The sequence below is a fragment of the Massilia sp. BSC265 genome (assembly GCF_000740675.1).
Classification (GTDB): domain Bacteria; phylum Pseudomonadota; class Gammaproteobacteria; order Burkholderiales; family Burkholderiaceae_D; genus Telluria.
Window position 1 is genome coordinate 72,512 of the sequence record NZ_JPXI01000034.1, and the last position, 25,593, is coordinate 98,104.

Genomic DNA, 25,593 nt, shown 5'->3' on the forward strand with positions numbered 1-25,593 from the left:
ATGGAAGGCATCATTGCCGGCCTCATCGGGGCCGGAGTGCTGGCGGCATGGCTGTTGCCGAAGCTGCGCCTGCGCCGCGCACTGGCGCGTCCGCTGGCGCCGCAGTTGCTCGCCATCCTCGAGCGTAACCTTGCCCAGTACGCCCGCATGGACGAGGAGCAGCAGCGGCGGCTGCAGCGCCTGGTCCAGCAGTTCCTGCACGAGAAATCCTTTGTCGGCTGCGCCGGCCTCGAGGTCACCGACGAGATGCGCGTGACCATCGCGGCCCAGGCCTGCATGCTGGTGCTGGGGCGGGCCGGCGATGCCAGTCCGGCGATCCTTTATCCCACGCTGCACGCGGTGCTGGTCTATCCCGGTGCCTTCCTGGTGCCGCGCCGCGAGGTCGATGCCGCCGGCGTCGTCACCGAGCAGCGCCAGGACCTGCTGGGCGAATCCTGGGGCGACGGCCGCGTGATCCTTTCCTGGGATCACGTGCGGCGCGCCGATTCGGACGCGCCGCCACCCGGGGCGCCGGCCGACCACAATGTCGTCCTGCACGAGTTCGCCCACCAGCTCGACAGTGAATCGGGCGACACCAATGGTGCACCCTACCTGGGCAGCACCGAGCGCTACCGCAGATGGGCCGAGGTCCTGTCGCGCAACTTTGCCGCGTTGCAGCGTGACGCGATGTGGGGACAGCGCGGGGTACTCGACCATTACGGGGCCAGCAGCCCGGCTGAGTTCTTCGCCGTGGCGACCGAAAGCTTTTTCGAACAGCCCTGGAAATTGTCCGCGCGCCACCCGGACCTGTACGAGGAATTCCTGAAATACTTCCGGGTCGACCCGCGCGACTGGGTCGCCGAGCCCCTGCCGGTGTTCGACGAACCCTTCAGTAACGAAATTGTCTATGGTCAGTGGCGGTAGTCTGCGTGCGCCTCCGTACAGAGCAAGACAGCAGCGGCGGGCATAGTTGAGCAAAACAATCCAGGAGAAAGCCTTATGTCCACAATTATTGCAGGGCGTTTCCAGCTTCAGGATGACGTCGACCGTGCGCGCCGCGCGTTGGCCGAGGCGGGTTTCGACAACAGCCGCATCAGCGGGTTCTACCTGAGCCAGCCGGGCCAGCACGACCAGACCCCCCTCGGCGGCGACCACTTGCAGTCACCCGGCGCCAAGGAGACGCCGAAAGGCGTGGTCGAAGGCGTGGCCACCGGCGGGGCGATCGGCGCCGTGGTCGGCGCTGCCACCGCGCCCGTCACTGGGCCGCTCGGCCCGGTCGTCGGCGGCCTGCTGGGCGGCCACGTCGGCTCGCTGTTCAGCTTCTCGAAGATGAAGGAGCGCGGCGAGCCGGAAGAGGGCAGTAGCGAGAACCGCGTGCCGCCGCGCGAAGCGGGCATGCTGGTGGCCGTTGCTTTCGATGACGCCGGCATGGCGGACCGCGCGGTCGACGTGCTGCGCCAGCTTGGCGCCCACCACATCGAGCGTGCCGAGGGCAATATCGTGGACGGCGACTGGGCCGATTTCGATCCCAGCAGCCGCCCCGAGCTCGTTGCCTGAAGGGCGGGCCTCGCTTGATCCTGGTCAACAAGGCTCAGGGACCGCTTCCCTACACTCGGTAGAACGCATCCCGAGGATAGCCCCCATGGGCTGTCCTTGAAGGATGCCGTATACCAAGACCAAGGGATTCCTCATGAGCAAACGCGTCGCCCTCGTCACCGGGGGCATGGGCGGTCTCGGCACGGCCTTGTGCCGCCGCCTGCATCTCGACGGTTTCATCGTCGCCGCCACCTTTTCTCCGTCCAACCACCATCACCCCGAATGGCTGGCCGGCCACCGCCGCGACGGCATGGAATTCGTCGCGGTCGAGGCCGACGTGGCCGACTTCGAGGGTGCAGGCCGCGCCGTCCAGCGGCTGCTCGCGCGCCTTGGGCGCATCGACGTGCTCGTCAACAATGCCGGCCTGGTGCGTGACAGCAGCATGTGCAGCATGGGCCTGGACGACTGGCACGCGGTCATGGGCGTCAACCTCGACGGCGCCTTCAACATGGCCCGCCATACGATCGAGCCGATGGTGGCGCAGCGCTGGGGGCGCATCGTGAACATCGGGGCCGTCAACGCACAGCGCGGCGCCATCGGCCAAGCCAATTACGCGGCCGCCAAGGCCGGCCTGCACGGCCTGACCATGGCCCTGGCCCTGGAGTCGGCGCGCCACGGTGTCACCGTCAACACGGTCTCGCCGGGCTATCTCGACACCCGGATGATGCACGACATGCCGCCGCACGTGCTGCACGAGCGGATCCTGCCGCAAATCCCGGTGGGACGGCTGGGCCAGCCCGGCGAGGTCGCGGCGATGGTGTCCTGGCTGGTGTCGGAGACCGCGGGCTTCGTCACGGGGGCCAACCTGGCGATCAATGGCGGGCAGCACATGTGTTGACGGTCGTCGGAGGCAGCGCGCCTCCCGTTTCGCCGCCCCATGGCTGGTCCCGGATTTCAGCCTGCCCTTGCCGGCGGCTTCGGCTTGAGCGCATTGAGCGCCTTGCCGTGCTTCTCGATCTTGTCGATGGCCGCCAGAATGGTCACGGGCTGGCCGGTCGCGGCGGCGCCGGCCAGGGCCAGCAGGCCGCCGACCAGGCCCGTCACTTCGCCGATGACGCCGATCTTGCGGATCTTCTCGGCGGCATCGGCGGTGAGCTTGACGAGGTGGGCCTGCTGCTTGCCGAGGCCCTTCACGATGAGGGTGGCGGCGTCGGCGTAAAGGCCGTTGGCGCGCTGGCGCAGCAGGACTTCGTCGTCGAACAGGGCGCGGGCGCTGGCCTGCACTTTTTCCGGCACCGCCCCGCCGCCATAGCTGCGGATCTCCTTCATCACGCGCTCGTGGATACGGTCGGCGCAGGCCGACAGGTGGTCGGCCAGCTCGACGATTTTCTCGGTGCTGGACAGCGCGGTGCCAGGCGTGTCTGCCGGGGCTTTGGCGGCATCCGGCTCGTCCGCGGAGGGACTGGCGGTGCTTGCGCTGCGGGAACGGGTCGGGGGCCTAGCCATGTGTCCTCCTATTGGAACCTATGGGTTCTCAGTCGCCGGACAGCCCGTCGCGGATGGTGCGCAGGTCACGTCCGTAGTTGGCCAGCAGGCGCCGGATTTCCGTGTCCGACAGCTTGCCGAGGTTCTCGCGCATCTTCTGGTGTCCCAGCGCCACCTTGGTCAGGCCCTGCAGGGCGAGCTCGTAGCGGCGGTCGACCAGCTTGTATTCGCTGGCCTTGTTCAGGTAATGCACCTTGGCGAGCGTCACCAGCATGCGGTCCGAGTTGCGCGTCGAGAACGGGATCTCGACATCGAAGATGCCGAGAATCGTCTTTTTCTCATTCTCGTTGGTCTTGTAGTAGAGGCGGGTGAGCGAGATCATGGCGTCCAGCAGCACCTGCACGTCTGCATCGCCGTCGCGCACCATGGTTTCCACGCTGCGGTTCTGGTAGCCGGAGGCGATCACGCGCGTCAGCAGCCGGGTCAGGCCGGTATAGGCGGTGATGTGGCGCTGCTGCAGGCCTGACTCGGCATTTGCCTTGAGCCCGTTGCCGAGGTCGTCGATGCGGTCGGACAGGTCGTAACGCGCATCGCCGGCAAGCAGGCTCAGGGTCTGCATGTAGAGCACCAGGGTCTTCTGGATGGCGATGAAGTCTTCGAACACTGCCTTGCGCTTGGCGTCGTTCTCCCGCGCCAGCTTGTCGGCGGCGGGGGACAGGTAGGGCTGTTCGCGCTCGTAGGTGTCGCGGTAGCGGCGCGCCAGTTCGGCGTAGCCACCCAGTCGTGCCGAGGCATCGGCGAATTCGCGTACCTCCTGCAGGCTGACCGGACCGCCGGTGGTCGTCCCGCAGCCGCCCAGCAGCAGGCCGCACACGAGCGGGAGGATGACAAGCAGACGGATCGAAAGATGTCGCAGCATGGGGTCCTTTCTGGCCCGGGGAGCGGCCCGAAAGTCCCCATTGTTTCAAACTCCGTGCAGCCAAGTCTTGCTTGCGGTCAAGTGCCTGAGATTACACAAGCGGACTTCAGCGCTTATTTCACCGCCTATTCGACCTTGGCGCGGTCGAAATGCGGATTCTGGATCACGCCGAACAGGTTGCCGTAGGGATCGCGTACGGTGGCGACGCGGATGCCGCCGCCGACGTCCTCCACCGGCGACGCCACTTCCGCGCCCAGGGCGCCCAGGCGCGCCACCTCGGCGTCGATGTCCTGCGTGCCCCAGTAGGCGGTGGCACCGGCGCTGCCCGGCTCACCGTCGGGGATCAGGCCCAGCTCGAAACCGCCGACCTCGAAGCCGACGTAGAAGGCCTCGTTGAAGTAGGGGCCCTTGCCAAGGACCTGTTCGTACCAGGCGGTCGCTTCAGACAGGTTGGTGACGGGGTAGATTACGGTGCGCAATCCCTGGATCATCGTGGCTCCTCGGCGGGTAAAACCTTGATGCTGCCCGAGTGTTTATACCTTGTCCAGTCGGGCTGCATAGCGCTTGCGCTCGTCTTCCAGCCAGCCGAGCGAGGCGACTGTGTCGCCCTGCGGCAGGTATTCGCAGCCGATCCAGCCTTCGTAGCCGAGCTCGTCCAGCAGGCGGAACAGGAAGGGGAAATTGATCTCCCCGGTGCCGGGCTGGTGGCGGCCCGGCACGTCGGCCAGCTGGACGTGGCGGATCAGCGGCAGGTAGCGGCGGATCGTCTCGGCCAACTCGCCCTCCATCCGCTGCATGTGGTAGATGTCGTACTGCAGGGCCAGGTTGGGGGCGCCGACTTCCTCGATGATGGCGACGGCCTGGCGGGTCCCGGTGAGGAAGTAGCCGGGCATGTCGCGGTCGTTGATCGGCTCGATCAGCAGCGTGATGCCGTGTTCCCGGCAGCGCGCGGCGGCATGGCGCAGGTTGGCGACATAGGCCGCGCGGGCACGTTCCTGCGTGACGTTCGGCGGTAGCCTGCCGGCCAGGCAGTGCAGGCGGCGCACCCCCAGTTCGAGCGCATAATCGAGGGCCAGGCCGACGCCGTCCTGGAATTCGGCGCTGCGGCGCGGATCGCAGGCCAAGCCGCGTTCGCCCGCGGTCCAGTCGCCGGCGGGGAGGTTGTGCAGCACCAGTTCGAGTCCGTAGCGCCGCAGGCGCGCAGCGATCTGCTCCGTATCGAACGCATACGGGAACAGGAACTCGACCGCTTCGAAGCCGGCCGCGCGAGCGGCCGCGAAGCGGTCGAGGAAGGGGAGTTCGTTGAACAGCAGGCTCAGGTTGGCGGCGAATTTCGGCATGCGCGGGCAGGGATGTGTGCGATCCCGCTATCGTAGCCGATTCCCTGGCCGCGTCACCGGCCGATCCCGCGCTTCCTCAGCCCTGGTGCTGTGCCGGCAGCGCCGGGTCGGTCAGCGTGGCCATCGGCGTGAACAGCCAGGCCAGCACGGCGCTCAGCGCCAGGAACAAGCCGACGGCGGCGAACAGTGATGCCAGGCTGAGCAGGGTGGCGAGCCAGCCGGCCACGGCGGCGGCGAGCGGCGCCAGTCCCATGAACACGAACATGAAGATGCCCATCATCCGGCCCAGCATGGCTTGCGGTACGCACTGCTGGATCCAGGTGAACACGGCAACCTGGACGAAGCCGCCCAGCACCCCGATCGCCACCAGCAACAGCACGCCCTGCCAGGCCTGGGTCACCAGCCCCATCGGCAGCAGCAGCACGCCGACCAGTGCATCCACGAGCAGCAGGGTGACGCCGAGGTTGACGACGCGGCGCCGGCCCAGCGCTCCGAACAGGGCCATGCCGGCCAGCGAACCGGTACCGTGGGCGCCCATCAGGAGGGCCAGGCCCGAGGCGCCGTGCAGGCGCTCGCTGGCCAGCAGCGGCAGGGCGACCTGCATCACGCCGCCGACCACGCAGGCGCACAGGCCCCAGTACAGGAAGGCGGTGCGCAGGAGCGGGTTGCGCCACAGGGCTTGCAGGCCGGCGCCAACGGCGCGCAGCACGGACCCGGCGGCGGCCTTGTCCGCTTCGGCGGCGACGCGCGGCCGCACCTTCGACAGCGTCCAGGCGGACAGCACGAAGCTGAGGCAGTCGACGGCGAACGCGATCCCGAGGCCGCCGGCATCCTGCATGCCCCGGCTTCCGTCGCCGGCCAGCACGAACAGCAGTCCCGCCAGCAGCGGCCCGGCCAGCAAGCTGAGCTGGCGTACCGCCATCATTGCCGCGTTTGCCGCTGCCAGGTGCCGGGGCGCCACGGCATGGGGCAGCATCGAGGTCCCGGCCGGGATGCTGAAGGCGGAGGCCACGCTCAGGCCGACCGCCAGCAGCGCGACCGGCAGCAGCGTCGCCTTCCCCAGCAGCACCAGCGCGGCCAGGATGGCCAGCAGCACCGCATTCACGTGCTTGGTCAGCATCAGCACCCGCTTGGGCGAATAGCGGTCCACCACGGCGCCGCCGAACAGGATCAGGATGGCGCGCGGGACGCCCATCAGGGCCACCATCATGCCGAGGGCCAGCGGGTCCCCGGTGAGCTGCAGGACCAGCCAGGGCAGGGCGATCATGCTGAACTGGTCGCCGAGGGCGGAGATCACGGCGCCGCTCATCAGCCAGGTAAAGTTGCGGTCGCGCCGTAGCGCAGCGTGCTCGTTCATGTCGATATCCAATACAGAAACAGTGCAGAAACCAGGACGCATGGGCGAACGCGCCCGCTGCCGGCCTCGCGTCGGCAGTGGCGGGGCAGTTGCCCCGGGAACCAGGAAAACAGAAACCGGAGGCTGGCTAGCCGCTCATTGGCGGCTTATTGGTTGCCGCCGAGCTGTGCCAGCAGCGTCGAGGTCGACTCGATCTGCTCACGCGAAGGCGCACCGAGCAGCATGCGGCTGACGTTGTGCACGACCACGCCGGCATTGACCACCAACTCGCTGCCGGCGGGGGTAATGATGGCGTAGCCGACGCGGGCGTCGCGCGGATCGCTCTGGCGGCCGACCAAGCCGATCTTCTCCAGCGGCAGCAGCGAGCGGGTCACGCCGGACGCCGTCAGGCCGAGCTTTTCCGCCAGGTCGACACGGCGCAGGCGTCCGCCCGGCGCGCGCTGCAGGCTCAGCAATAACTGGTAGTCGGCAAAGCTGATGCCGTGCAGGCTGCCCAGCGAACTGTCGAGACGCCGCGACAGCGCCGCCCAGGCACGCGCCATGCGCAGGCAGAACTCGCTGGTGGGGCTGTCGAGGGGAGCGCCGGTATCGGGGGCTTGGTTCGTATCAGTCATGGCAGGGTCCGCTTATTGAGAAGAAGTTGAGTGCTCAAATATATAGTGGGCGGCGACTCTTGGCAAGTACTTGAGTGATCAAATATTGCATTGAGTTAAAAAAAGGGTCAGAGCCGCACTTGACCCTGACCCTATGGGGGAGGCAGCCAGCTGGAGCTGCCCGATTGTCAGCGGTCGCGGCGCGGTGCGGAACCGGTGCGCGGGCCGCGGCTGGCGTTGCTGCCGTTGCGGTTGCCGCCGTTGGCGCCGGCAGGACGGCTGCCGCCGGCGTTGGCCGGACGGCCGCCGTTGCCACCGCCATTGCCGCCGGCACCGGCAGCACGGGACTGGCCTTGGCCGCCGCGGCCGCCTGGACGGCCGCCACGGTTGGCGTGGCCCGGCGCGCCGCTGCGCAGCTGGATCGGCTGTGCCTTGGCGGTCGGGTCCGGCTCGAAGCCCGGGATCACGTGACGCGGCAGGGTCTGCTTGATCAGCTTCTCGATGTCCTTCAGCATCTGGTGTTCGTCCACGCACACCAGCGACACCGCTTCACCGGTCGCACCGGCACGGCCGGTACGGCCGATCCGGTGCACATAGTCTTCCGGCACGTTCGGCAGGTCGTAGTTGACCACGTGCGGCAGCTGGTCGATGTCGATGCCGCGCGCCGCGATGTCGGTTGCCACCAGCACCTGCAGGCTGCCGTCCTTGAACTCGGCCAGCGCCTTGGTGCGCGCCGACTGGCTCTTGTTGCCGTGGATCGCCATCGCGCCGATGCCGTCGCGGCCCAGCTGTTCCACCAGCTTGTTGGCGCCGTGCTTGGTGCGGGTGAACACCAGCACCTGGTGCCAGTTGTTTTCCTTGATCAGGTGCGACAGCATCGGGTGCTTCTTGTCGCGGTCGACCGGATGGATCTTCTGCGCGATCACTTCCACGGTCGAGTTACGGCGCGCGACTTCGATCGCGTGCGGATTGTTCAGCAGCTTGTCGGCCAGGGCCTTGATGTCGTCCGAGAAGGTGGCCGAGAACAGCAGGTTCTGGCGCTTCGGAGGCAGCAGGGCCAGCACTTTCTTGATGTCGTGGATGAAGCCCATGTCGAGCATGCGGTCGGCTTCGTCCAGGATCAGGATCTCGATCCTGGACAGGTCGACGGTGCCCTGGCCGGCGTGGTCGAGCAGGCGGCCCGGGGTGGCGACCAGCACGTCGACACCGTGCTTGAGCAGCTTGATCTGCGGGTTGATGCCGACGCCGCCGAAGATCACGGCCGAATTCAGGTTGGTGTACTTGCCGTACACGCGCACGCTTTCCTCGACCTGGGCCGCGAGCTCGCGGGTCGGGGTCAGCACCAGGGCGCGGATGGCGCGCGGGGCGGTCTTGTTCTTGAGGGCCTGGCCGGCCTTGTCGCTTGATAGCAGTTGCAGGATCGGCAGGGTGAAGCCGGCGGTCTTGCCGGTGCCGGTCTGGGCGCCGGCCAGCAGGTCGCCGCCGTTCAGGACGGCGGGAATGGCCTGGGCCTGGATCGGGGTCGGCGAGGTGTAGCCTTGTTCAGTTACCGCGCGAACGATCGCGTCGGACAAACCGAGAGTTGAAAATGACATAGATTCTTTATAAAAAGGGGCCTGCGCAACATAGCGCCGGTCCAGGCAAATCGGATTAGTCATTGCAGGCGGGACGCAGTACAAACCGCGGGAACGCCGGACGCTGCCGCGCGTGGTTGACGCGCGCTGGCAGCCGGGATTATAGAGGACTTGTTTCTCTATGGAAAGTTTCTGACCGGGACTTTCCGTCCGGTGAAGCGGGTGCACTGTAGGCACCCGGAACCACGACGCGTATTCTACGCGAAATCGCTGAAGCCGGCCTTAGGCGAACGCCGCCAGCAGCGGCACCATGGCGCCGAACACCTTCGGGCCGGCGGCGATGATGTCGCCCTTGTGCAGGTAGTCCGATTCGCCGTTGAATTCGCCGACGATGCCGCCTGCTTCGGTGACGAGCAGGGCGCCCGCCGCGATGTCCCACACCTTCAGGCCCTTCTCGAAGTAGCCGTCGATGCGGCCGGCGGCCACGTTGGCCAGTTCCAGCGCGGCCGAGCCGCCGCTGCGCACGCCATGGCAGCGCGAGGCGACGGTTTCGTACATGCGCAGGTATTCGGCCAGCGCGCGCGGATCCGGGCCGTGGCCCGAGGACAGCAGGGCCTTGCCGATGCGGTCCTTGCTGCTCACGCGGATGCGCTTGTCGTTGAGGTAGGCGCCGGCGCCCTTGGTGGCGGTGAACAGGTCGTTGCGCACCGGGTCATAGACCAGGGCCTGGGTGATCACGCCGCGCTGTTGCAGGGCGATCGAGATGCAGTAGTTGGGGTAGCCGTGGAGGAAGTTGGTGGTGCCGTCGATCGGGTCGATGATCCACACGTATTCGCTCTCGTCATTCAGGTTCTTCGACGAACCGCTTTCCTCCGCCAGGATGGCGTGGTCGGGGTAGGCCTTCAGCAGCGTTTCCACGATTGCCTGTTCCGACGCCTGGTCGATGTCGGTGACGAAATCGTTGTGATTTTTTTCAGAAATGGTGATGCGATCGAGATCGAAGGACGCGCGGTTGATGACGGTGGCGGCGCGGCGGGCGGCCTTGACGGCCGTATTGAGCATTGGGTGCATGGGCTTTCCGTGGAAAATACGCGAACGCCCACCACGCTGTCGAGCGCCGTGAACGGTCAGCTGAATAGAGAATGACAAAGAGCAAAGCGGTGCCGAACCCGTTACAATCCCCGACTTTCCAGTCCCGGATTACAACAGCCCCGCACCGCGCGTTGGCGCTATTTTAAATGAACCCGACAGAAATCAACACATCTCTCTTCAAACGGCTGCGATTCGTACTGGTCGAGACCAGCCGCGCGGGCAATGTCGGGTCGGTAGCGCGGGCCATGAAGACGATGGGATTCAGCGAACTGGTCCTGGTGTCGCCGCGCTGCGAAGACCCGTTGAACGACGCCGAAGCGGTGGCGTTTGCGAGCGGCGCCGGCGACGTGCTGGCGAACGCGCGCATCGTCGGCAGCATCGGGGAAGCGCTCGAGGGCTGCAATTTTGCCGCTGCGGTGTCGGCGCGCCTGCGCGAATTCTCGCCGCCGGTGTGGACGCCGCGCGCCTTCGCGACCCATGCGGCCGGGCTGGGTGAATTGCGGCCGGCGCTCGTCCTCGGCAACGAGCGGGTCGGCCTGCCGAACGAGATCGTCGAGGGCTGCAACGTCCTGATCAACATTCCGTCGAATCCGGACTACTCTTCGCTCAACCTGTCGCAGGCGGCCCAGGTGCTGGCCTACGAATGCCGCCTCGCCGCGACGGATGGCACGGTCGAAGAGCGCGGCGTCGGCTTCCACGGCGACGCCGCCAGCCTGGCCCAGATCGACGGCATGTATGCCCATTTGGAAGAAGCGCTGGTGGCGATCGGCTTCCTCAACGCGAATAACCCGAAGAAGCTGATGCCGCGCCTGAAGCGCCTGTTCTCGCGAACAGGGCTCGAGACCGAAGAGGTCAACATCCTGCGCGGCATCGCACGCGCAATCATCGACCAGACGCCCAAGAAATAGGCGTGCATAGACTATTTGCCTGTGGAGCCCGGGATGCAACTATCCTTTGCATCCCCGGCCCGCGCGGCAAATGCGCTAATCAAGGCGTCGGCAGGCCGTACTCGAGGCGCATCGCGTCGACGTAGCGGTGGCGCGAGCTGCGCGCGCGCTCGTGCGGCGCAAACGGCGTGCTGGCGCGGTCGAGCAGGTCGACCGCCTGGCGCAGCCGCTCGCGGTCGGGTGCGGCGCCTTCACCGGCCGTCAGTTCCTTGATCACGCAGATCGCCAGCTCCTTGGCGGCAATGTCCTCGGGCAGCCCGGAGCGGGTGCACAGGCCGTAGGTCCCGGCGAGGAAATGGCCCCATTCATCCTTCAGGTGGGCGGCCAGCCCGGCGCCCAGCTTCGGATCGTTCGTTGCCAAGGGGAGCGCGTCCAGGGCAGCGCGGTAGCGGCGCGCGAATACCGCGAACGGGTCTGCCGTCCCCGCTTCCAGCATGCCGATCCAGGACGGATAGCCGCTGGCATAGTACTCGGCGGTGTGCTCTTCGTCGTGCTCGCCGAAGAAGGAGGCGCAGCGCAGGCCGACCTGGATGCGATAGGAAGGCCGGGGCATCGCGCCGCTGTCGATCAGGGCGTCGAGCCGCGCGGACGCGATGCCGCTGGCCGCCAGCAACTGCTCGCGGGTGAGGAAATGGTGCTTGAGGTAGTCGATGAGTTCCATGGGCCGGCATTCTACAACGCCGCTTGAGGGTGCGGAGCGCCTCGGCTAGGATCAGGTCTTTCATCGATGGAGGGCGGCATGGCAAGGCAGGGAGCAGGGCAGGCCACGAGGCGGGATCCAATACGCCTGCGCGACATGAAAGGCCTTGGCCCCCGCTCCGAGGAATGGCTGGCGCTGGTCGGCATCCATACGCCGGACGCGCTGCGCGCTGCCGATCCCTTCGCGCTCTACGCCCGCCTGCGCACCGAAGTGCCCGGTTTCAACCTGAACGGCCTGTACGCGCTGATCAGCGCGATCGAAGGCCGCAGCTGGATCGAGGTCAAGCGCGCGCGCCGTACCGAGATCCTGCTGCGCCTCGAGCAGATGGGGCTGGCTCCGCGCTGAGCCGACCTAGACTTTCCCCTCTAGTTTCCCGGTCCCGAAGGGCTTTCCCTTTGGCGTACACTAGCCAAAAGACAAGAGGCATTCTTGGGATAGGAACATGGGCACACCAAGACGGACTTTCCTGAAAGCCGGCGGCCTGGCCGCACTCGCGCTGGCAGGCGGCGGGGCATTCTACCGCGCCACGCAAGCCGAGGTGCCGCAGCGCTTCGCGCTCGACGGGGAGGCGCGCGCGGCCCTGCACGCGATCGCGCCGGCGATCCTGGCCGGCGCACTGCCGCAGGGCGCCAGCCGTGAAGCGGCACTGTCGAGCACCATCGACGGCATCCACCAGGCCATCCTCGGCCTGCCGCCCGCTACCCAGAAGGAAGTGCAGGACCTGTTCGGCCTGCTCGCGCTGGCGCCGGCCCGCCGCCTGCTGACTGGCGTGTCAGGCGGCTGGGAACACGCGCGTATCGAAGACGTCAGTGCATTCCTGCAGGATTGGCGCCTGCACCGCATCAAGCTGCTGCGCAGCGCCTACCACGCCTTGCACGACCTGGTGCTGGGCGCCTGGTACGCGCAGCCCGCCAGCTGGCCCGCCACGGGCTATCCCGGCCCGATCAAGGAGCTGGCATGAACATGCCCATCATCGCGGACCCGATCCAGGCCGGCATCGCCGGGGGCTGGAAGATCATCGATGCCGCCGCGCTGGCGCAGGACCGCATGCTGGAAGCGGACGTGGTCGTCGTCGGCAGCGGCGCGGGCGGCGGCGTGACGGCCGAGATCCTGGCGCGCGCCGGCTTGTCCGTCATCGTGGTGGAAGAGGGCGCCTTGAGGTCCTCGCGCGACTTCACGATGCGCGAGGCCGAGGCCTACCCGTCGCTGTACCAGGAATCCGCCGCGCGCAAGACGCGCGACAAGGGCATCAACATCCTGCAGGGCCGCACCGTGGGCGGCTCGACCACGGTCAACTGGACCTCGAGCTTCCGCACCCCGCCCGCGACGCTCGACTGGTGGCGCCGCCACTACGCGCTGCCGGATGCGACGCCGCAGGCCATGGCGCCCTGGTTCGCCATGATGGAAGCGCGCCTGAACATCGCCGACTGGCCCGGTGCACCCAACGAGAACAACGACATCCTGCGCCGCGGCGCCGACAAGCTCGGCATCTCGACAGGCCTGATCCGCCGCAACGTGAAGGGCTGCTGGAACCTCGGCTATTGCGGCATGGGCTGCCCGACCAATGCCAAGCAGTCGATGCTGGTGACCACCATCCCCGCCGCGCTCGAGGAGGGCGCGACCCTGGTGACGCGTGCCCGCGCGGTCCGCTTCGTGTTCCGGGGCGAACGTGCCGACGAGCTCCTGTGCCAGGCCCTGGATGCGCCGGGCGTCCTGCCCACCGGCAGGGTGCTGCGCCTGCGCGCGCGCCACTACGTCGTGGCCGGCGGTGCGATCAATTCGCCCGCGCTGCTGCTGCGCTCGAAGGCGCCCGATCCCGGCGGCCAGCTGGGCCGGCGCACCTTTCTTCACCCGACCATCATCTCGGCCGCCTTCTTCCCGCAGCGCGTCGAAGCCTGGGCGGGGGCGCCGCAGACCGTGTATTCCGACCACTTCCTGGCCGGTCCGATGGATGGGCCGGTCGGCTACAAGCTGGAAGCGCCGCCGCTGCATCCGCTGCTGCTGGCCACCACCATGAGCGGCTTCGGCGAAACCCACGCCGCCATGATGCGCGACTTCCCGCACTTGCAGGGCATGCTGGCCCTGCTGCGCGACGGCTTCCACGAAGGGGCGCCGGGCGGCACCGTGCGCCTGCGCGGCGACGGCAGCCCGGAGCTCGACTATCCGATCACAAGCTACCTGTGGGATGGCGCGCGCCGTGCGCTGCTCACGATGGCCGAGATCCAGTTCGCCGCCGGCGCGCGTAGCGTGCAGCCGGCCCACGAGATGGCGCGCCGCTATACCTCCTGGCCGGAGGCGAAGGCCGCCATCGCGGCCCTGCCGCAGGGCTTGCAGCTCACGCGCGTGGCCTCGGCCCACGTGATGGGCGGCTGCGCGATGTCGGGCGACGAGCGCCTCGGCGTGACCACGCCCGACGGCCGCTACCGCGGCCTGGCCAACCTGTCGGTGCACGACGGGTCCCTGTTCCCGACCTCGCTCGGCGCCAATCCCCAGCTGACGATCTACGGGCTCGTCGCCAGGCTGGCCAGCAGCCTGGCGACTTCCCTGGGCGGCAGGCCGGCGCTTGAGGCGGCCCGATGAGCGCGCGCCGCCTGCTCCAGCTGCTGCTCGTCATCCAGGCGCTCGCCGCGCTGGCCATCGGCCTGGCCGCCGTCCAGATCTTCGGCGCCGACCGCTGGCGGGGGCTGGCCCTGGGCCTGGGGAGCGTGGTGCTGGTGCGCCTGCTCATCAACCTCAACAACTTCTTCATGAGCGCGCGCTTCGCCAGTCCCACGCCGAGCGAATACCGGCTCGGTTTCACGGCGCGCCTGCGCATGTTCCTGGAAGAGTTCAGCGCCAGCATGCTGCAGTCCTCGTGGACCATGCCGCGCGCCAGCGCCTGCACGCGCATCCATCCGGACTCGAAGGCGCCGCCGGTCCTGCTGCTGCACGGCTACGGCTGCAACAGCGGCTACTGGTCGCATCTGGTGCCGCGCCTCGACGCCGCAGGCATCAGCCATGCGTCGGTCGACCTGGAGCCGCTCACCGGCGACATCGACGGCTACGCGCCGCTGGTCGAGCGTGCGGTGGATGCGCTGCTCGGCGCCACCGGATCCGACAAGGTGATCATCGTCGCCCACAGCATGGGCGGACTGGTGGCGCGGGCCTGGATGCGCGCCTGCGGTACCCGCAGGGTCGCGCGCGTGATCACCCTCGGGACGCCCCACCATGGCACCTGCCTGGCCGCCTTCGGGCTCGGCCTCAATGCCGCCCAGATGCGGCGGGCCGTCCAAGGTCGGGCCACCCCCGGGGAGCCGCCCGAATGCGCCTGGCTGCGTACGCTTGCCGGCGGCGAGGATGGGGCGGCGCGCGCCCTGGTCACCTCGATCTTCTCCCACCACGACAACATCATCGCGCCGCAGACCTCGAGCGAACTGCCGGGGGCGCGCAACCTGGCCTTCGGCGGCATCGGCCATGTGGCGCTGGGCCGTCATCCGCGCGTGCTCGACACCGTGATGCACGAAATCGCCCGCCTGCGCGATGCGCCGGCGCGCCAGCAGCAAGCCGCGCTTTAGCGAACCCAGGCTATGTGTATGTACGGGCGCCGTGTTACAGTTGGCACAACGCCGCAACCGGAGCGCCGATTGGCCCGCATCCTGATCATCGAAGACAATCCAGCCAACGTTGAGCTGATGGCGTTCCTGCTCACCGCCCATGGACACGGCGCCGTCAGCGCCCCCGACGGCGCGCGCGGCATCGCCGCCGCCCGCGCCGCGCCGCCCGACCTGGTGGCCTGCGACGTCAACCTGCCCGGCATGAACGGCTTCTCGGTGCTGGCCGCGCTCAAGGCGGAGCCTGCCCTGGCGGGCGTGCCGGTGCTGGCGGTGACTGCGCTGGCGATGGCCGGCGACCGCGAGAAGGTGCTGGCGGCCGGCTTCGACGGCTACATCAGCAAGCCGATCGAACCGGAGAGCTTCGTCGCCGAGCTCGAAGCCTTCCTGCCCGGCGCTGCTGGTGCTGCCACGCCTGCGTCTGCCGTTCCCGCCGGCCCGGCACCAGCGGCGATCCCGCCGGCAGCGGACCTCCTGCCTGCCCGACCGACCGTCCTGCTGGTCGACGACGATCCCTTCATGCTGGCCGTGCTGGCCGACATGCTCGGCGACGAACCGGTGCGGGTGCTGAGCGCCGCCTCCGGTCCCGAAGCGCTGGCGCTGCTCGAACGCGGGCCGGTCGAGGTCATCCTGTGCGACCAGGCCATGCCCGGCATGAACGGCACCGAGGTGCTGGTCCAGGTCGCCGCGCGCCATCCGCGCACCGTGCGGCTGATGCTGACCGGGCAGCAGGACCTGGCCGAGATCGAATCGGCGCTGCGCTCCGGCGTGGCCGACGCCCATTACGCCAAGCCGGTATCTGGAGCCACCTTGCGCGAACGGATCCGTGAGGCGCTGGCGCTGCAGCGCCGCCGCGCGCTTTAGAATCACGGTTCTAGCGGGCATCCCTAGAATGGGTAGCAGGCGATTCGCAAGGAACAGTCATGAGCAAGAAACTCCCCGCGGCGGACGAGGACGAAGCGCTGGCCCGCGCCGTCCGCGCATCGGCCCAGCAGATCTGGCAGGCGGGCCTCGGCGCCTTCGCCAAGGCACAGGAAGCGGGCGAGGGCAGCCGCTCGTTCACGCGCCTGGTGCGCGACGGCAGCGTGTTGGCCAAGCGCGCGCGCGAGGTCGAGGAAGCCACCGGCACGGTGGCGCGCGCCGCCGAGCGGGCCGCACGTAGAGGCGGGCGCAGCAGCGGCTCCTGGGGCAAGCTGGAACAGGTGTTCGAGGAACGCGTGGCGCGCGCCCTGGCCACCATCGGCGTGCCCGCCGCGAGCGAGGTCGAGGCGCTGCGCCGCCGCGTCGACGCGCTTGAAATGATGCTGGCGGAGCTCGGCGCGTGCCTGCCTGCGGCCAATGTTCCCAAAAAGCGCACGCGCCGCGCGCCCAAGCCGGAAGCTCCCGAGGAGGAAGAAGGGGCGTGAGTGGCCCTTCCATGCTGTCTCATTGACACGATTTGGTGTTATCCTCGCGGCTGGAATCATAAACTTCGCCCTTCATGCAACAAAAAGCTCCGCGCCGGACCCGCGAACGCATCCTCGAGCTCTCACTCAGGCTGTTCAACGAGTTCGGCGAGCCGAACATCACGACGACGGTCATTGCCGAGGAGATGAACATCTCGCCCGGCAACCTGTACTATCACTTCCGTAACAAGGACGACATCGTCAACTCGATCTTCGTCCAGTTCGAGGCGGAGATCGAACGCATCCTCACCGTGCCCGCGGGCCGGCGTTCGAACATGGAAGACGTGTGGCTCTACCTGCACCTGATGTTCGAGCTGATCTGGCGCTACCGCTTCTTCTACCGCGACCTGAACGACCTGCTGTCGCGCAACCGCAAGCTCGAGCTGCACTTCAAGGCGATCCTGGCCCACAAGATCAAGGTGGCGCGCCAACTGTGCGAAGACCTGCGCAGCGAAGGCTCGCTGGACGCCTCCGACCAGCAGATCGGCGCGATGGCGACCAACATGGTGGTGGTGGCGACCTACTGGCTCTCGTACGAATACGTGCGCAACCCGCGCAAGTACAGCGAGCAGCAGGCCATCGCCGACGCGCTGGCGCGCGGCTGCTACCAGGTGCTGTCGATGGTCGGCCCCTACCTGCGCGGCGACACCCGGCTGCTGTTCGAGAAGCTGTCCGAGGAATACCTCAAGAAGCTGTCCGCCGAGGCCAGGCCCGGCGCCGAATTCCTGTAACGTTTCTGGCACCTACGACAATGAAAACCCTGGCCGTCTATTGCGGCGCCTCCCATGGCGTCAACCCGATCTATACCGAAGCCGCCCGCGGCCTGGCAAGCACGCTGGTCGAGCACAACATCGGCCTGGTCTACGGCGGCGGCAAGGTCGGTCTGATGGGCGTGATCGCCGACGAGGTGCTGCGCCTGGGCGGCGAAGCCACCGGCGTGATTCCCAAGGCGCTGGTCGAGCGCGAAGTCGGCCACGCCGGCCTGACCCGCCTGTTCGTGGTGAAGGACATGCACGAGCGCAAGGCCATGATGGCCGAGCTGTCCGAAGGCTTCATCGCCATGCCGGGCGGGATGGGCACGCTGGAGGAGCTGTTCGAGATGCTGACCTGGGCCCAGCTGGGCATCCACGCCAAGCCGATCGGCCTGCTCAACGCGAACGGCTTCTGGGACGGCCTGCTGGGCTTCGTGCGCCACCAGTGCGAAGAGGGCTTCGTGCGCGCCCAGCACCTCGACCTGATCCAGACCGATGCCGATCCGGATGCCTTGATCCGCCGCCTGCGCACCCGCTAGCGGCCGACGAAGGGCGCCCTCGCGCGGCTCCCTGCAGCGCGTAATCATTTCTGGAACTTTTTCCGCTGGCCAGCGGAATAGGGGTGTCAGCTGAATTTCGTACCTGTGCGTACGCGGAACCCATGCCCCCTGAATCCATCGCACTGAATCGCTTCGGTCTCGGCGCCCGCCCGGCTGAGCCCTTGCCGCCAGACCCGCGCCGCTGGCTGCTCGCACAACTCGATAGCTACGAGGCGCTCCCGGCGCCCTGGCAAGCGTTGCCTCGTACCGCCGCGCTGGCCTCGGTGTGGGCGGCGCAGCAGCGCGCGGTACGCGCCGCGCCGGAGGGCCAGAAGAGCGGCATCCGCGAAGCCTACCTCCGTAGCGGCCGTCAGGCGTACCAGGCGGCGGTCGGCGCGCGCGCCGCCAGCGCGCTGCAGACCGCCACCCCCTTCATCGAACGCCTGGTCCACTTCTGGTCCAACCATTTCGCGGTGTCCGTCGACAAGCTGCTGGTCATCGGGCTGGGTGGCGCTTTCGAGCGCGATGCCATCCGCCCGCACGTGCTGGGACGCTTCGAGGACTTGCTGCTGGCAGCCGTGCGCCATCCTGCGATGCTGCTCTACCTCGACCAGGCGCGCTCCACCGGACCGAACAGTCCCGCCGGACGCCGCGCCGCCATGCGCCAGGCACGCGCACAAGGCAATGCCCAGGGCCTGAACGAGAACCTGGCACGCGAGATCCTCGAGCTGCACACCGTCGGCGTGCGCAGCGGCTATTCGCAGGAGGACGTCACCGAACTGGCGCGCGCCCTGACCGGCTGGACCCTGCCGGACGACGAGGCAAGCGCCGAGGCGCCTGCCTCCTTCCGCTTCGCGGCGGGATTGCACGAGCCCGGCAGTAGGACCGTGCTCGGCCGTACCTACGCCGCCGGCGGCGAGGAACAGGCGCGGGCGATCCTGCGCGACCTGGCCGCTGCGCCCGCCACCGCCACCCACATCGCCACCAAGCTGGCGCGCCACTTCGTCGCGGACGAGCCTCCTGCTCGCCTGGTGCGGCGCCTGGCCGACAGTTACCTGGCGAGCGGCGGCAATCTCGCCGTCGTCTACCAGGTATTGGTGACGGCGCCCGAAGCGTGGGCGGCAGGCGGGGGCAAGTTCAAGTCGCCCTGGGAGTGGACCGTCTCCGCCATGCGCGCGCTGGGACGGCGCGAGCTGCCGCCCGAGCAGGTGGCGAACCTGCTGAACCAGCTGGGCCAGCCGGTCTGGCGGCCCGGTTCGCCAGCGGGCTGGGGCGACATCACGGCCACCTGGGCGGCCCCCGACGCGCTACTGCGCCGCGTCGAGCTGGCGCAGCGCCTGGCAGGGCTGGCCGGCGCCGGCACCGATGCACGGGCGCTGGCCCCGCGCATCCTGCCCGGCAGCCTCGGCGACAGGACGCGCACGGCGCTGGCCCGTGCCGAGAGCCCGGCCACCGCGCTGGCGCTGCTGCTGGCATCACCCGAATTCCTGCGGAGATAAGATGATTTTCGACCGACGACAATTCCTTTCCGCGGCCGCGGTTTGCGCTACGACGGCGCTGCTTGCGGCGCCGCGCGTCGGCTTGGCCAACGCCGCGACCGAACGCCGCTTCGTCTTCATCATCCAGCGCGGCGCGGCCGACGGCCTGAATACCCTGGTCCCGTATGCGGAGCCGGCCTACGCCTCCTTGCGCGGCACGCTCGCCATCGACCCGTCGACTGCCGCAAAGCTGGACGGGACGTTCGCGCTTCATCCGTCCTTGAGCGAACTGGCCACGTTGTACCGGGCCGGCCAGGCCAGCTTTTTCCACGCCGTTGCATCCTCGTACCGCGAGCGTTCGCACTTCGACGGGCAGAACGTGCTGGAGACGGGCGGCAGCGCGCCTTACCAGCTGAACGACGGCTGGATGAACCGGCTGGTGGCGCTGCTCTCGCGTCCCGGCAAGGACGCCATCGCCTTCGCGCCGACCGTGCCGATGGCCCTGCGCGGTGCGGTCGCGGTGCCCTCGTATGCTGCGTCAAGCCTGCCCGAGGCGAACGAGGACCTGATGCTGCGCGTCGAGCAGCTGTACGCGGACGACGCCCAGCTGCATGCCTTGTGGTCGGCAGCGCTCGAAGCCCGCAATATGGCCGGCGCCACGGGGGGCGGCAAGCGCAAGGGCGCGCACGAGGCCGGCCGCATGGCAGCCAACTTCCTGGTGCGCGCGGACGGTCCGCGCATCGCCATGATCGAGACCGGCGGCTGGGACACGCACAGCGGCCAGAACGGCCGGCTGGCGGCCCAGCTGCGCAACCTGGACGGGCTGATCGCGGGCCTGCGCCAGGGACTGGGGACGGCATGGGAGCAGACCGTGGTCCTGGTTGCCACCGAATTCGGGCGCACTGCGGCAGCGAACGGCACCGGCGGCACCGACCACGGCACCGGCGCGGCGGCCATGCTGGCGGGCGGGGCGGTGCAGGGAGGGCGCGTGCTGGCCGACTGGCCGGGCCTGGCACCGGAGAACCTGCTCGACGGGCGCGACCTGCGCCCGACGCTGGCCCTCGAAGCGCTGATCGCGCAGACCTGTGCCGAGACCTTCCGGATCGAGCCGGGGAAGATGGCGCGGGCACTGTTCCCGCACCTGATCCAGGGCAGATCCTTGCCGCGCCTCTTGAAGACCTGAAGCGCAATCCTCAGGCAAGCACGATGCGGTCGCGTCCGGCCTCCTTGGCCCGGTAGAGCGCCTTGTCGGCCCGATGGATGGCATCGGCCAAGGGCTCGCCGGCGCGGCGCGTGGCCAGGCCCGCCGAGAAGCTGATGCGGCGGCCCTGCATGCCCGGCACCGGCATGGCGTGGACCCGTTCGGTCATCCGTTCCAGCACGGTGCGCGCGTCCTCGGGCGCGGCATCCGGCAACAGCAGCAGGAATTCCTCGCCGCCCCAGCGCGCCAGCACGTCGTTGGCGCGCAGGCAGGCGCGTGCCGTGGTCGAGAAGCTGCGCAGCACGGCGTCGCCCGCAGCGTGGCCGTACTGGTCGTTGACCTGCTTGAAAAAATCGATGTCGAGCAGGGCGATGCACGCGCCCGTGCCGCCCTGGAGACCATCGGACTGGCGCCGCTCTTCGGCTTCCAGGACCTCGTGCATGCGGCGGCGGTTCACCAGCGAGGTCAGCTCGTCTACCGTGGCCAGCACGCGGATGGTTTCCAGTGCCTCGCTCAGTTCGCGGCCAGTAGCCCAGCATGCGGCGCAGGCCGCGCTCGCTGCCGCACAGCAGGATGACGAAACGCTGCGCTGGACTCACGCCGCCAGCTGCGTGGCCGACATCCCGGCGAGCAATTCCGCGATCCGCTCCGGCGGCACCGGACGGCTGAACAGGTAGCCCTGCATCTCGTCGCAGTCGTTGGCGCGCAGGAAGTCGCGCTGCTCCTCGGTTTCCACGCCCTCGGCGATGACGCGCAGGTTCAGCTTGTGGCCGAGCGAGATCACCGCCATCGCGATGGCCTGGTCGTCCGGACTGTCGGCCAGGTCGCTGACAAAACTCTTGTCGATCTTCAGGCGGCTGATCGGGAAGGACTTGAGTGCCGACAGGCTCGAATAGCCGGTGCCGAAGTCGTCGATCGACAAGGACACGCCCATGCCCTTGAGTTCACGCATCTTCTCCACCGCGCGCGCCAGGTCGCGCATGATCGAGCTTTCGGTGACTTCGACCTCCAGCGATTCCGGCGGCAGCCTGGAGTCGCGCAGGGCGCCGGCGATACGCTCGACCAGGCGCTTCTCCTCGAACTGGCGGGCCGACACGTTGACCGAGATCGTCAACGGCGGGAGGCCGGCGGCACGCCAGGCCTGGCCCTGGGCGCAGGCGGTGCGCACCACCCATTCGCCCAGCGGGACGATCAGGCCGCTCTCTTCGGCCAGGCCGATGAAGCGCAGCGGCGAAATCAATCCCTGCTCGGGGTGCTTCCAGCGGATCAGGGCCTCGACGCCGAACAGGCGGCCGGTGCGCAGGTCGACTTTCGGCTGGTACAGCAGTTGGAACTGGCAAGCTTCGCTACCACAGCCGGGATCGGCACCGGCGTCGACGCATTGATCAAGGGCGGTACGCATGCCTTCCAGCAGCACCAGCTTCTCTTCCACGCTGGCGTTCATCTCGCTGGCGTAGAACTGGAAGCTGTCCTTGTGTTCCTTGGCGCGGTACATCGCCGCGTCGGCGTTCATCATCAGGGTGTTGGCGTCCTCGCCGTCGCGCGGGTAGAGCACCACGCCCATGCTGCAGCTGACCTGGACTTCCTGGCCCTCGACCTCGACCGGCTCGGTGACCGCTTCGCGCACCTTTTCCAGCAGCGGCGTGATCGCCATCGGGTCGCCCGAGATATCGGGCAGCAGGATGACGAACTCGTCGCCGCCGAAGCGCGCGAGGGTGTCGTTGCGGCGCAGGCAGCGGGCCATGCGCGCGCCGACGACCTTCAGCAGTTCGTCGCCGGCATTGTGACCGAGGCCGTCGTTGACCAGCTTGAAGCCGTCGAGGTCGATGAAGGCCAGCCCCACCGCATGGCCCTTGCGCTCGGCGTCCCGGATGGCCTGGCCGAGGCGGTCGCGCAGCAGGCTGCGGTTCGGCAGGCCGGTGAGGTCATCGTGGTGTGCCAGGTGGCGGATGCGCTGCTCGGTGAGCTTGCGCTCGGTGATGTCGCGCACGATCGCCACCACGCCGCCTTCCACCTGGACCACCTGGCGGTGCAGCCAGCGGTCCTCGTTGGGCAGCATGTGGGCCAGCCATTCGGCCTCGCGCGCCACGCCGTCGGTGGCGACGGCTGCCAGGTCGTCGAAGATGCCGATGCCCAGGTGGGTCGGCAGCAGCACCGACATGCGCTTGCCTTCCATGCGCTCCTTGGCCAGGCCGGTGAGCTGTTCGGCGCGGGTGTTGGTGGTCTCGATCACGAAATCCATGACGCCGCCGTCGGCCCCGGGAATGGTGCGCAGCACGAAGAAGGCATCCAGGCTGGCCTCGGAGGCGGCGGCATAGGTTTCCTGCGCCAGCCGTTCGCGGCGGCGCGCCTTGGCCAGCTGCCATGACCAGGCGCTGACCAGGGTAACGACGAACAGCAGCAGCGCAGTGCCGGCACTGGCGCCGAACAGCCAGGCGCGGCGCTGCGCGCGGAATTCGGCCATCTGCTCGGCTTCGGACAGGCCGACCACCGCCACCAGCGGGAAGCCGTTCAGGGCACGGGTGCTGGTGTAGCGCAACTCGCCGTCGATGCCGGTCTTTCCCAGTACGACATTGTCGTCCTTGCCGAGGACGACGCGCTGGCCCCACGAGACCGGTTCGCCGACGCGCACCGCACGCACGATGCCGTCGGTGCCGGCCACGCCCAGCAGGCCGCGGTCGCCCAGGCGCGAGCGTTCGTAGGAGCTGGTAAAGAATGCCGGATCCACCGCGACGGTCGCGACGCCCGCGAACAGGCCGTCGCTGCCGTTGATGCGGCGCGAGAACACCACGTGCGGCTCGCGCCGCCCGACGGCGGTGCTGACATAGGGGACGTCGCCGTCCTTGTCGCGGTGCCAGGTGAACCAGGGCGCGCGCGAGACGTCGCCGCCGGGGCGCGCCTGCGGGTTGCTGGCCAGGACGCGGCCGCTGTCGCTGATGATCGCGACCTGGAACACGAGGCCCGGCGGCAGCAGGCCCTTGGCGCTCATCGCTCCCAGGGCCGCGTTGGGACCGTTGGTCTCGACCGCGTACTGCAGCACGCGCAGGGTCTGGTCGATGCTGCTCAGGCTGCGCGCCATCTGGGCTTCGTAGGTGTCGACCAGTTCGCGCGTGGCGTCCCGGGCTGCCCCGTGCGCGGCGCGCTCTTCGGCGCGGATCATGTGGAAGGCCGCAGTCCACAGGGCGGCCACCAGCAGCAGCGCGAAGAGCGGCAGCGAAATATGGGTTTCCATCCCTCGCCCGAGCCAGCGCAGCAGCGCCGTCCGGCGGCGCTGCTGCTGCGGCCGCGCATGCGGCGGTCTGGCGGCGGGCGGGACCATGCGGTTCATCGGCTCAGCGCAGCACCAGCACCGGCCGCACGCTGGCGTCCAATTCGGCGCGGTCGATGTAGCCGATCATGGACGGGTTGTCGGCCACCATGCGGCGCACGCTCGCGTTGTCGATGGCTTCGCGCGGCGGCTGGCCGCGGCCGGTGAAGACCATCTTGGACCAGTGCGCCTTGAGCAGGGCAGGGGTCTTGCCGGTGACCTGGGCGTAGAACTGCTCGCGCTCGCTTGATCCGAGACGCTGGTCGAGCGCCACCACTTCGGCGCCGCCGGGAAAGCGCCCGGCCTGGCCGAGGAAGATCGCGGCGACCTGCTCAGGGGACAGCGCCGGCAGCGGATTGCGCGCGGAGACGATCACGACCAGCTCCGCCGAGGCATCGGCCGAGGCGGCTTGCGCCAGGATCAGCGCCGCGGCTGCCATGAGGTGTCGGATGCGGATTCCCATGGACCGCCTCAGAACACGAAGTCGAGCGCAACGCTCGCTACATGCACGGTCTGGCCGGAGCGGAAGCCGGCCGGTGTATTGATGAGGGTGCCGCGCGAGCCATCGGTCGGCCGGAGGCGGTCGTATTGGACCTTGAGCGCGGCGTCAAGGGGCAGGTCCCAGCGCAGGCCGGCGGTCCACGTGGTCTGGATCGGAATCGTCCCGAGATAGAGGTTCAGCGCTGCGTTGAGCGCGCCTGCAGTCGCCTGCAGCCGCGGCGGCAGGCCGGCCAGCGGCAGGCCGGGGTCGCGCGTGGAGCCGTGGGCGCGCACCCTGGCAAGGCCGAGGTAAGGCGTCAGGCTCGCGAAGCGGTAGCCGCCGCCGGCATACATGGTGCTGGTCTCGCCGAGCAGGGAATCCGTGCGGGCGCGGCCGGCTTCGGCGCTGACGAACCACTGTCCCGGGTCGTAGCTGACGCCGGCGCCGATCATGGTCACGCGCTTGTGCTCGATCGCATAGCGATCGGCCAGCGCCGCCCCGCGCGGACCGAAGGCGCGCATGGCGGTGAACACTTCGGCGCCGATCGGGGTCGACAGGTGGGCGGTCAGGGCCGACAGGCGGGCGCTGAAGGGGCCGTGCTCGATGCTGTGCGACAGGCCGGCAATGCCGTGCGCCTTCAGGCGGCGGTCGCCGAACAGGCGGGTGTCGGTGTGGCCGAAGAAAGCCTGGGTGGCGTGCCGCGTGTCGCCGCCGCCCCAGCGCCAGGTGGCATCGATGCCATCGCTGCTGGAGATCGGCAGGGCGCCGTACACCTCGACCGGCGGGCGGACCCAGGGCATGGTATAGCCGACCTTGCGGTAGTCGGCCGCAAGGAAGACCGGCAGGGCAATGCGTCCCACGCGCAGTGCCAGGTCCGGAGTCGCCTGGTACTTGACGTTGGCCCATTCGACGCGTGGACGGTAATTGCCGTCCAGGTTTTGTTCGCTGACCACTTGCAGCACGGCCGACCAGCGTCCCAGCGTCAGGTCGAGCTGGGCGCCGAGGCGGCTGTCGACATCCGGGCTCCAGCGTTCGCTGCGGCCGGCGCCGTTGGCGCGCAGGACCGTGGAGCTGAAGTCGGCGTCACGCACACTCGCATGGACCACGCCGAGGGTGCCGAAGCCGGAAAATTTCCAGGAGGGGGCGGCAGCGGTGTCGGCAGCATGCCCTGCCGTCGCGACCAGCATTCCGCAGGCAAACAAACCACTGCGCAGGGCCGGAGGTACGGCACTGCCGTGGAGGGAAAACAGGTACGTCATGGGGTTCTAATTGCGTCTG

Annotated in this window: 27 protein-coding genes; 14 read left to right on the top strand and 13 right to left on the bottom strand. The window is 68.6% G+C overall.

Annotation, left to right across the window (positions count from 1 at the left end):
• From MA09_RS15450 to phbB, 3 genes are all read left to right on the top strand, one after another.
• Entirely contained in the window at positions 1–903 is a 903-nt protein-coding gene (locus MA09_RS15450) for a zinc-dependent peptidase (RefSeq protein ID WP_036250360.1), read from the top strand.
• 75 nt (positions 904–978) lie between these two features.
• On the top strand, positions 979–1,536 hold the full coding sequence (locus tag MA09_RS15455; RefSeq protein ID WP_036250362.1) for a membrane protein: 558 nt from the start codon (positions 979–981) through the stop codon (positions 1,534–1,536).
• A 133-nt stretch (positions 1,537–1,669) separates the two neighbouring features.
• Positions 1,670–2,413, top strand: coding sequence for an acetoacetyl-CoA reductase (phbB, locus tag MA09_RS15460; protein WP_036250537.1), 744 nt, complete (start codon positions 1,670–1,672; stop codon positions 2,411–2,413).
• A gap of 56 nt (positions 2,414–2,469) precedes the next feature.
• Here the strand turns inward: phbB and MA09_RS15465 are convergent, their stop codons facing one another.
• The 8 genes from MA09_RS15465 to MA09_RS15500 form a co-directional block, all read right to left on the bottom strand.
• Entirely contained in the window at positions 2,470–3,021 is a 552-nt protein-coding gene (locus MA09_RS15465; protein ID WP_229440747.1) for a hypothetical protein, read from the bottom strand.
• Positions 3,022–3,049: 28 nt separating this feature from the next.
• Positions 3,050–3,919 carry a hypothetical protein gene (locus MA09_RS15470; RefSeq protein WP_036250365.1) on the bottom strand — a complete coding sequence of 290 codons (870 nt, stop codon included), beginning with the start codon at positions 3,917–3,919 and terminating at the stop codon, positions 3,050–3,052.
• A 125-nt stretch (positions 3,920–4,044) separates the two neighbouring features.
• The gene (locus tag MA09_RS15475) at positions 4,045–4,410 is read right to left on the bottom strand and encodes a VOC family protein (RefSeq protein ID WP_036250368.1); all 366 of its coding nucleotides are present in this window, start codon (positions 4,408–4,410) and stop codon (positions 4,045–4,047) included.
• A 42-nt stretch (positions 4,411–4,452) separates the two neighbouring features.
• On the bottom strand, positions 4,453–5,259 hold the full coding sequence (gene hyi, locus MA09_RS15480) for a hydroxypyruvate isomerase (RefSeq protein WP_036250370.1): 807 nt from the start codon (positions 5,257–5,259) through the stop codon (positions 4,453–4,455).
• A 76-nt stretch (positions 5,260–5,335) separates the two neighbouring features.
• A complete protein-coding gene (locus MA09_RS15485; RefSeq protein WP_036250541.1) occupies positions 5,336–6,616 on the bottom strand; it encodes an MFS transporter in 1,281 nt (426 codons plus the stop codon).
• A 146-nt stretch (positions 6,617–6,762) separates the two neighbouring features.
• Positions 6,763–7,230, bottom strand: coding sequence for a MarR family winged helix-turn-helix transcriptional regulator (locus tag MA09_RS23765; protein WP_051933498.1), 468 nt, complete (start codon positions 7,228–7,230; stop codon positions 6,763–6,765).
• A 167-nt stretch (positions 7,231–7,397) separates the two neighbouring features.
• Positions 7,398–8,804, bottom strand: coding sequence for a DEAD/DEAH box helicase (locus tag MA09_RS15495; protein WP_036250373.1), 1,407 nt, complete (start codon positions 8,802–8,804; stop codon positions 7,398–7,400).
• 261 nt (positions 8,805–9,065) lie between these two features.
• Complete coding sequence (locus MA09_RS15500; RefSeq protein ID WP_036250375.1) at positions 9,066–9,845, bottom strand: inositol monophosphatase family protein; 780 nt, start codon at positions 9,843–9,845, stop codon at positions 9,066–9,068.
• 176 nt (positions 9,846–10,021) lie between these two features.
• Here MA09_RS15500 and MA09_RS15505 point away from each other — a divergent pair, with 176 nt between their 5' ends.
• A complete protein-coding gene (locus tag MA09_RS15505; protein ID WP_036250378.1) occupies positions 10,022–10,783 on the top strand; it encodes an RNA methyltransferase in 762 nt (253 codons plus the stop codon).
• A gap of 79 nt (positions 10,784–10,862) precedes the next feature.
• On the opposite strand, the gene MA09_RS15510 is transcribed toward MA09_RS15505, so the two are convergent.
• Entirely contained in the window at positions 10,863–11,483 is a 621-nt protein-coding gene (locus tag MA09_RS15510; protein WP_036250381.1) for a DUF6058 family natural product biosynthesis protein, read from the bottom strand.
• Positions 11,484–11,561: 78 nt separating this feature from the next.
• Here MA09_RS15510 and MA09_RS15515 point away from each other — a divergent pair, with 78 nt between their 5' ends.
• The 10 genes from MA09_RS15515 to MA09_RS15560 all read left to right on the top strand — a co-directional run bounded on the left by MA09_RS15515 (position 11,562) and on the right by MA09_RS15560 (position 20,509).
• Positions 11,562–11,867 (top strand): TfoX/Sxy family DNA transformation protein, encoded by a 306-nt coding sequence (locus tag MA09_RS15515; protein WP_229440748.1) that lies wholly within the window; start codon positions 11,562–11,564, stop codon positions 11,865–11,867.
• A 97-nt stretch (positions 11,868–11,964) separates the two neighbouring features.
• Positions 11,965–12,483, top strand: coding sequence for a hypothetical protein (locus MA09_RS15520; protein ID WP_036250385.1), 519 nt, complete (start codon positions 11,965–11,967; stop codon positions 12,481–12,483).
• Positions 12,480–14,102: a GMC family oxidoreductase gene (locus MA09_RS15525; RefSeq protein WP_036250387.1), complete on the top strand. Its 1,623-nt coding sequence runs from the start codon at positions 12,480–12,482 to the stop codon at positions 14,100–14,102. Before MA09_RS15520 ends, MA09_RS15525 begins: the two co-directional genes overlap by 4 nt.
• Positions 14,099–15,076 carry a triacylglycerol lipase gene (locus MA09_RS15530; protein ID WP_036250390.1) on the top strand — a complete coding sequence of 326 codons (978 nt, stop codon included), beginning with the start codon at positions 14,099–14,101 and terminating at the stop codon, positions 15,074–15,076. The genes MA09_RS15525 and MA09_RS15530 overlap by 4 nt, the downstream gene beginning before the upstream one ends.
• 69 nt (positions 15,077–15,145) lie before the next feature.
• Positions 15,146–15,976, top strand: coding sequence for a response regulator (locus MA09_RS15535; protein WP_036250392.1), 831 nt, complete (start codon positions 15,146–15,148; stop codon positions 15,974–15,976).
• Between the two features lie 59 nt (positions 15,977–16,035).
• The gene (locus MA09_RS15540) at positions 16,036–16,518 is read left to right on the top strand and encodes a phasin family protein (protein WP_051933499.1); all 483 of its coding nucleotides are present in this window, start codon (positions 16,036–16,038) and stop codon (positions 16,516–16,518) included.
• Positions 16,519–16,592: 74 nt separating this feature from the next.
• Positions 16,593–17,288: a TetR/AcrR family transcriptional regulator gene (locus MA09_RS15545; protein ID WP_036250394.1), complete on the top strand. Its 696-nt coding sequence runs from the start codon at positions 16,593–16,595 to the stop codon at positions 17,286–17,288.
• Between the two features lie 20 nt (positions 17,289–17,308).
• Positions 17,309–17,848: a TIGR00730 family Rossman fold protein gene (locus MA09_RS15550; RefSeq protein WP_036250397.1), complete on the top strand. Its 540-nt coding sequence runs from the start codon at positions 17,309–17,311 to the stop codon at positions 17,846–17,848.
• 122 nt (positions 17,849–17,970) lie between these two features.
• A complete protein-coding gene (locus MA09_RS15555; protein WP_036250399.1) occupies positions 17,971–19,347 on the top strand; it encodes a DUF1800 family protein in 1,377 nt (458 codons plus the stop codon).
• A 1-nt stretch (position 19,348) separates the two neighbouring features.
• A complete protein-coding gene (locus tag MA09_RS15560; RefSeq protein WP_036250401.1) occupies positions 19,349–20,509 on the top strand; it encodes a DUF1501 domain-containing protein in 1,161 nt (386 codons plus the stop codon).
• A gap of 10 nt (positions 20,510–20,519) precedes the next feature.
• Here MA09_RS15560 and MA09_RS15565 read toward each other — a convergent pair whose 3' ends face one another.
• The 4 genes from MA09_RS15565 to MA09_RS15580 all read right to left on the bottom strand — a co-directional run bounded on the left by MA09_RS15565 (position 20,520) and on the right by MA09_RS15580 (position 25,574).
• A complete protein-coding gene (locus MA09_RS15565) occupies positions 20,520–21,017 on the bottom strand; it encodes a GGDEF domain-containing protein (protein ID WP_229440749.1) in 498 nt (165 codons plus the stop codon).
• A gap of 105 nt (positions 21,018–21,122) precedes the next feature.
• Positions 21,123–23,855 (bottom strand): EAL domain-containing protein, encoded by a 2,733-nt coding sequence (locus tag MA09_RS15570; protein ID WP_036250403.1) that lies wholly within the window; start codon positions 23,853–23,855, stop codon positions 21,123–21,125.
• Positions 23,856–23,859: 4 nt separating this feature from the next.
• Entirely contained in the window at positions 23,860–24,297 is a 438-nt protein-coding gene (locus MA09_RS15575) for a phosphate ABC transporter substrate-binding protein (protein WP_036250406.1), read from the bottom strand.
• An 8-nt stretch (positions 24,298–24,305) separates the two neighbouring features.
• Positions 24,306–25,574 carry a porin gene (locus MA09_RS15580; protein ID WP_051933500.1) on the bottom strand — a complete coding sequence of 423 codons (1,269 nt, stop codon included), beginning with the start codon at positions 25,572–25,574 and terminating at the stop codon, positions 24,306–24,308.
• Between the last annotated feature and the right edge of the window lie 19 nt (positions 25,575–25,593).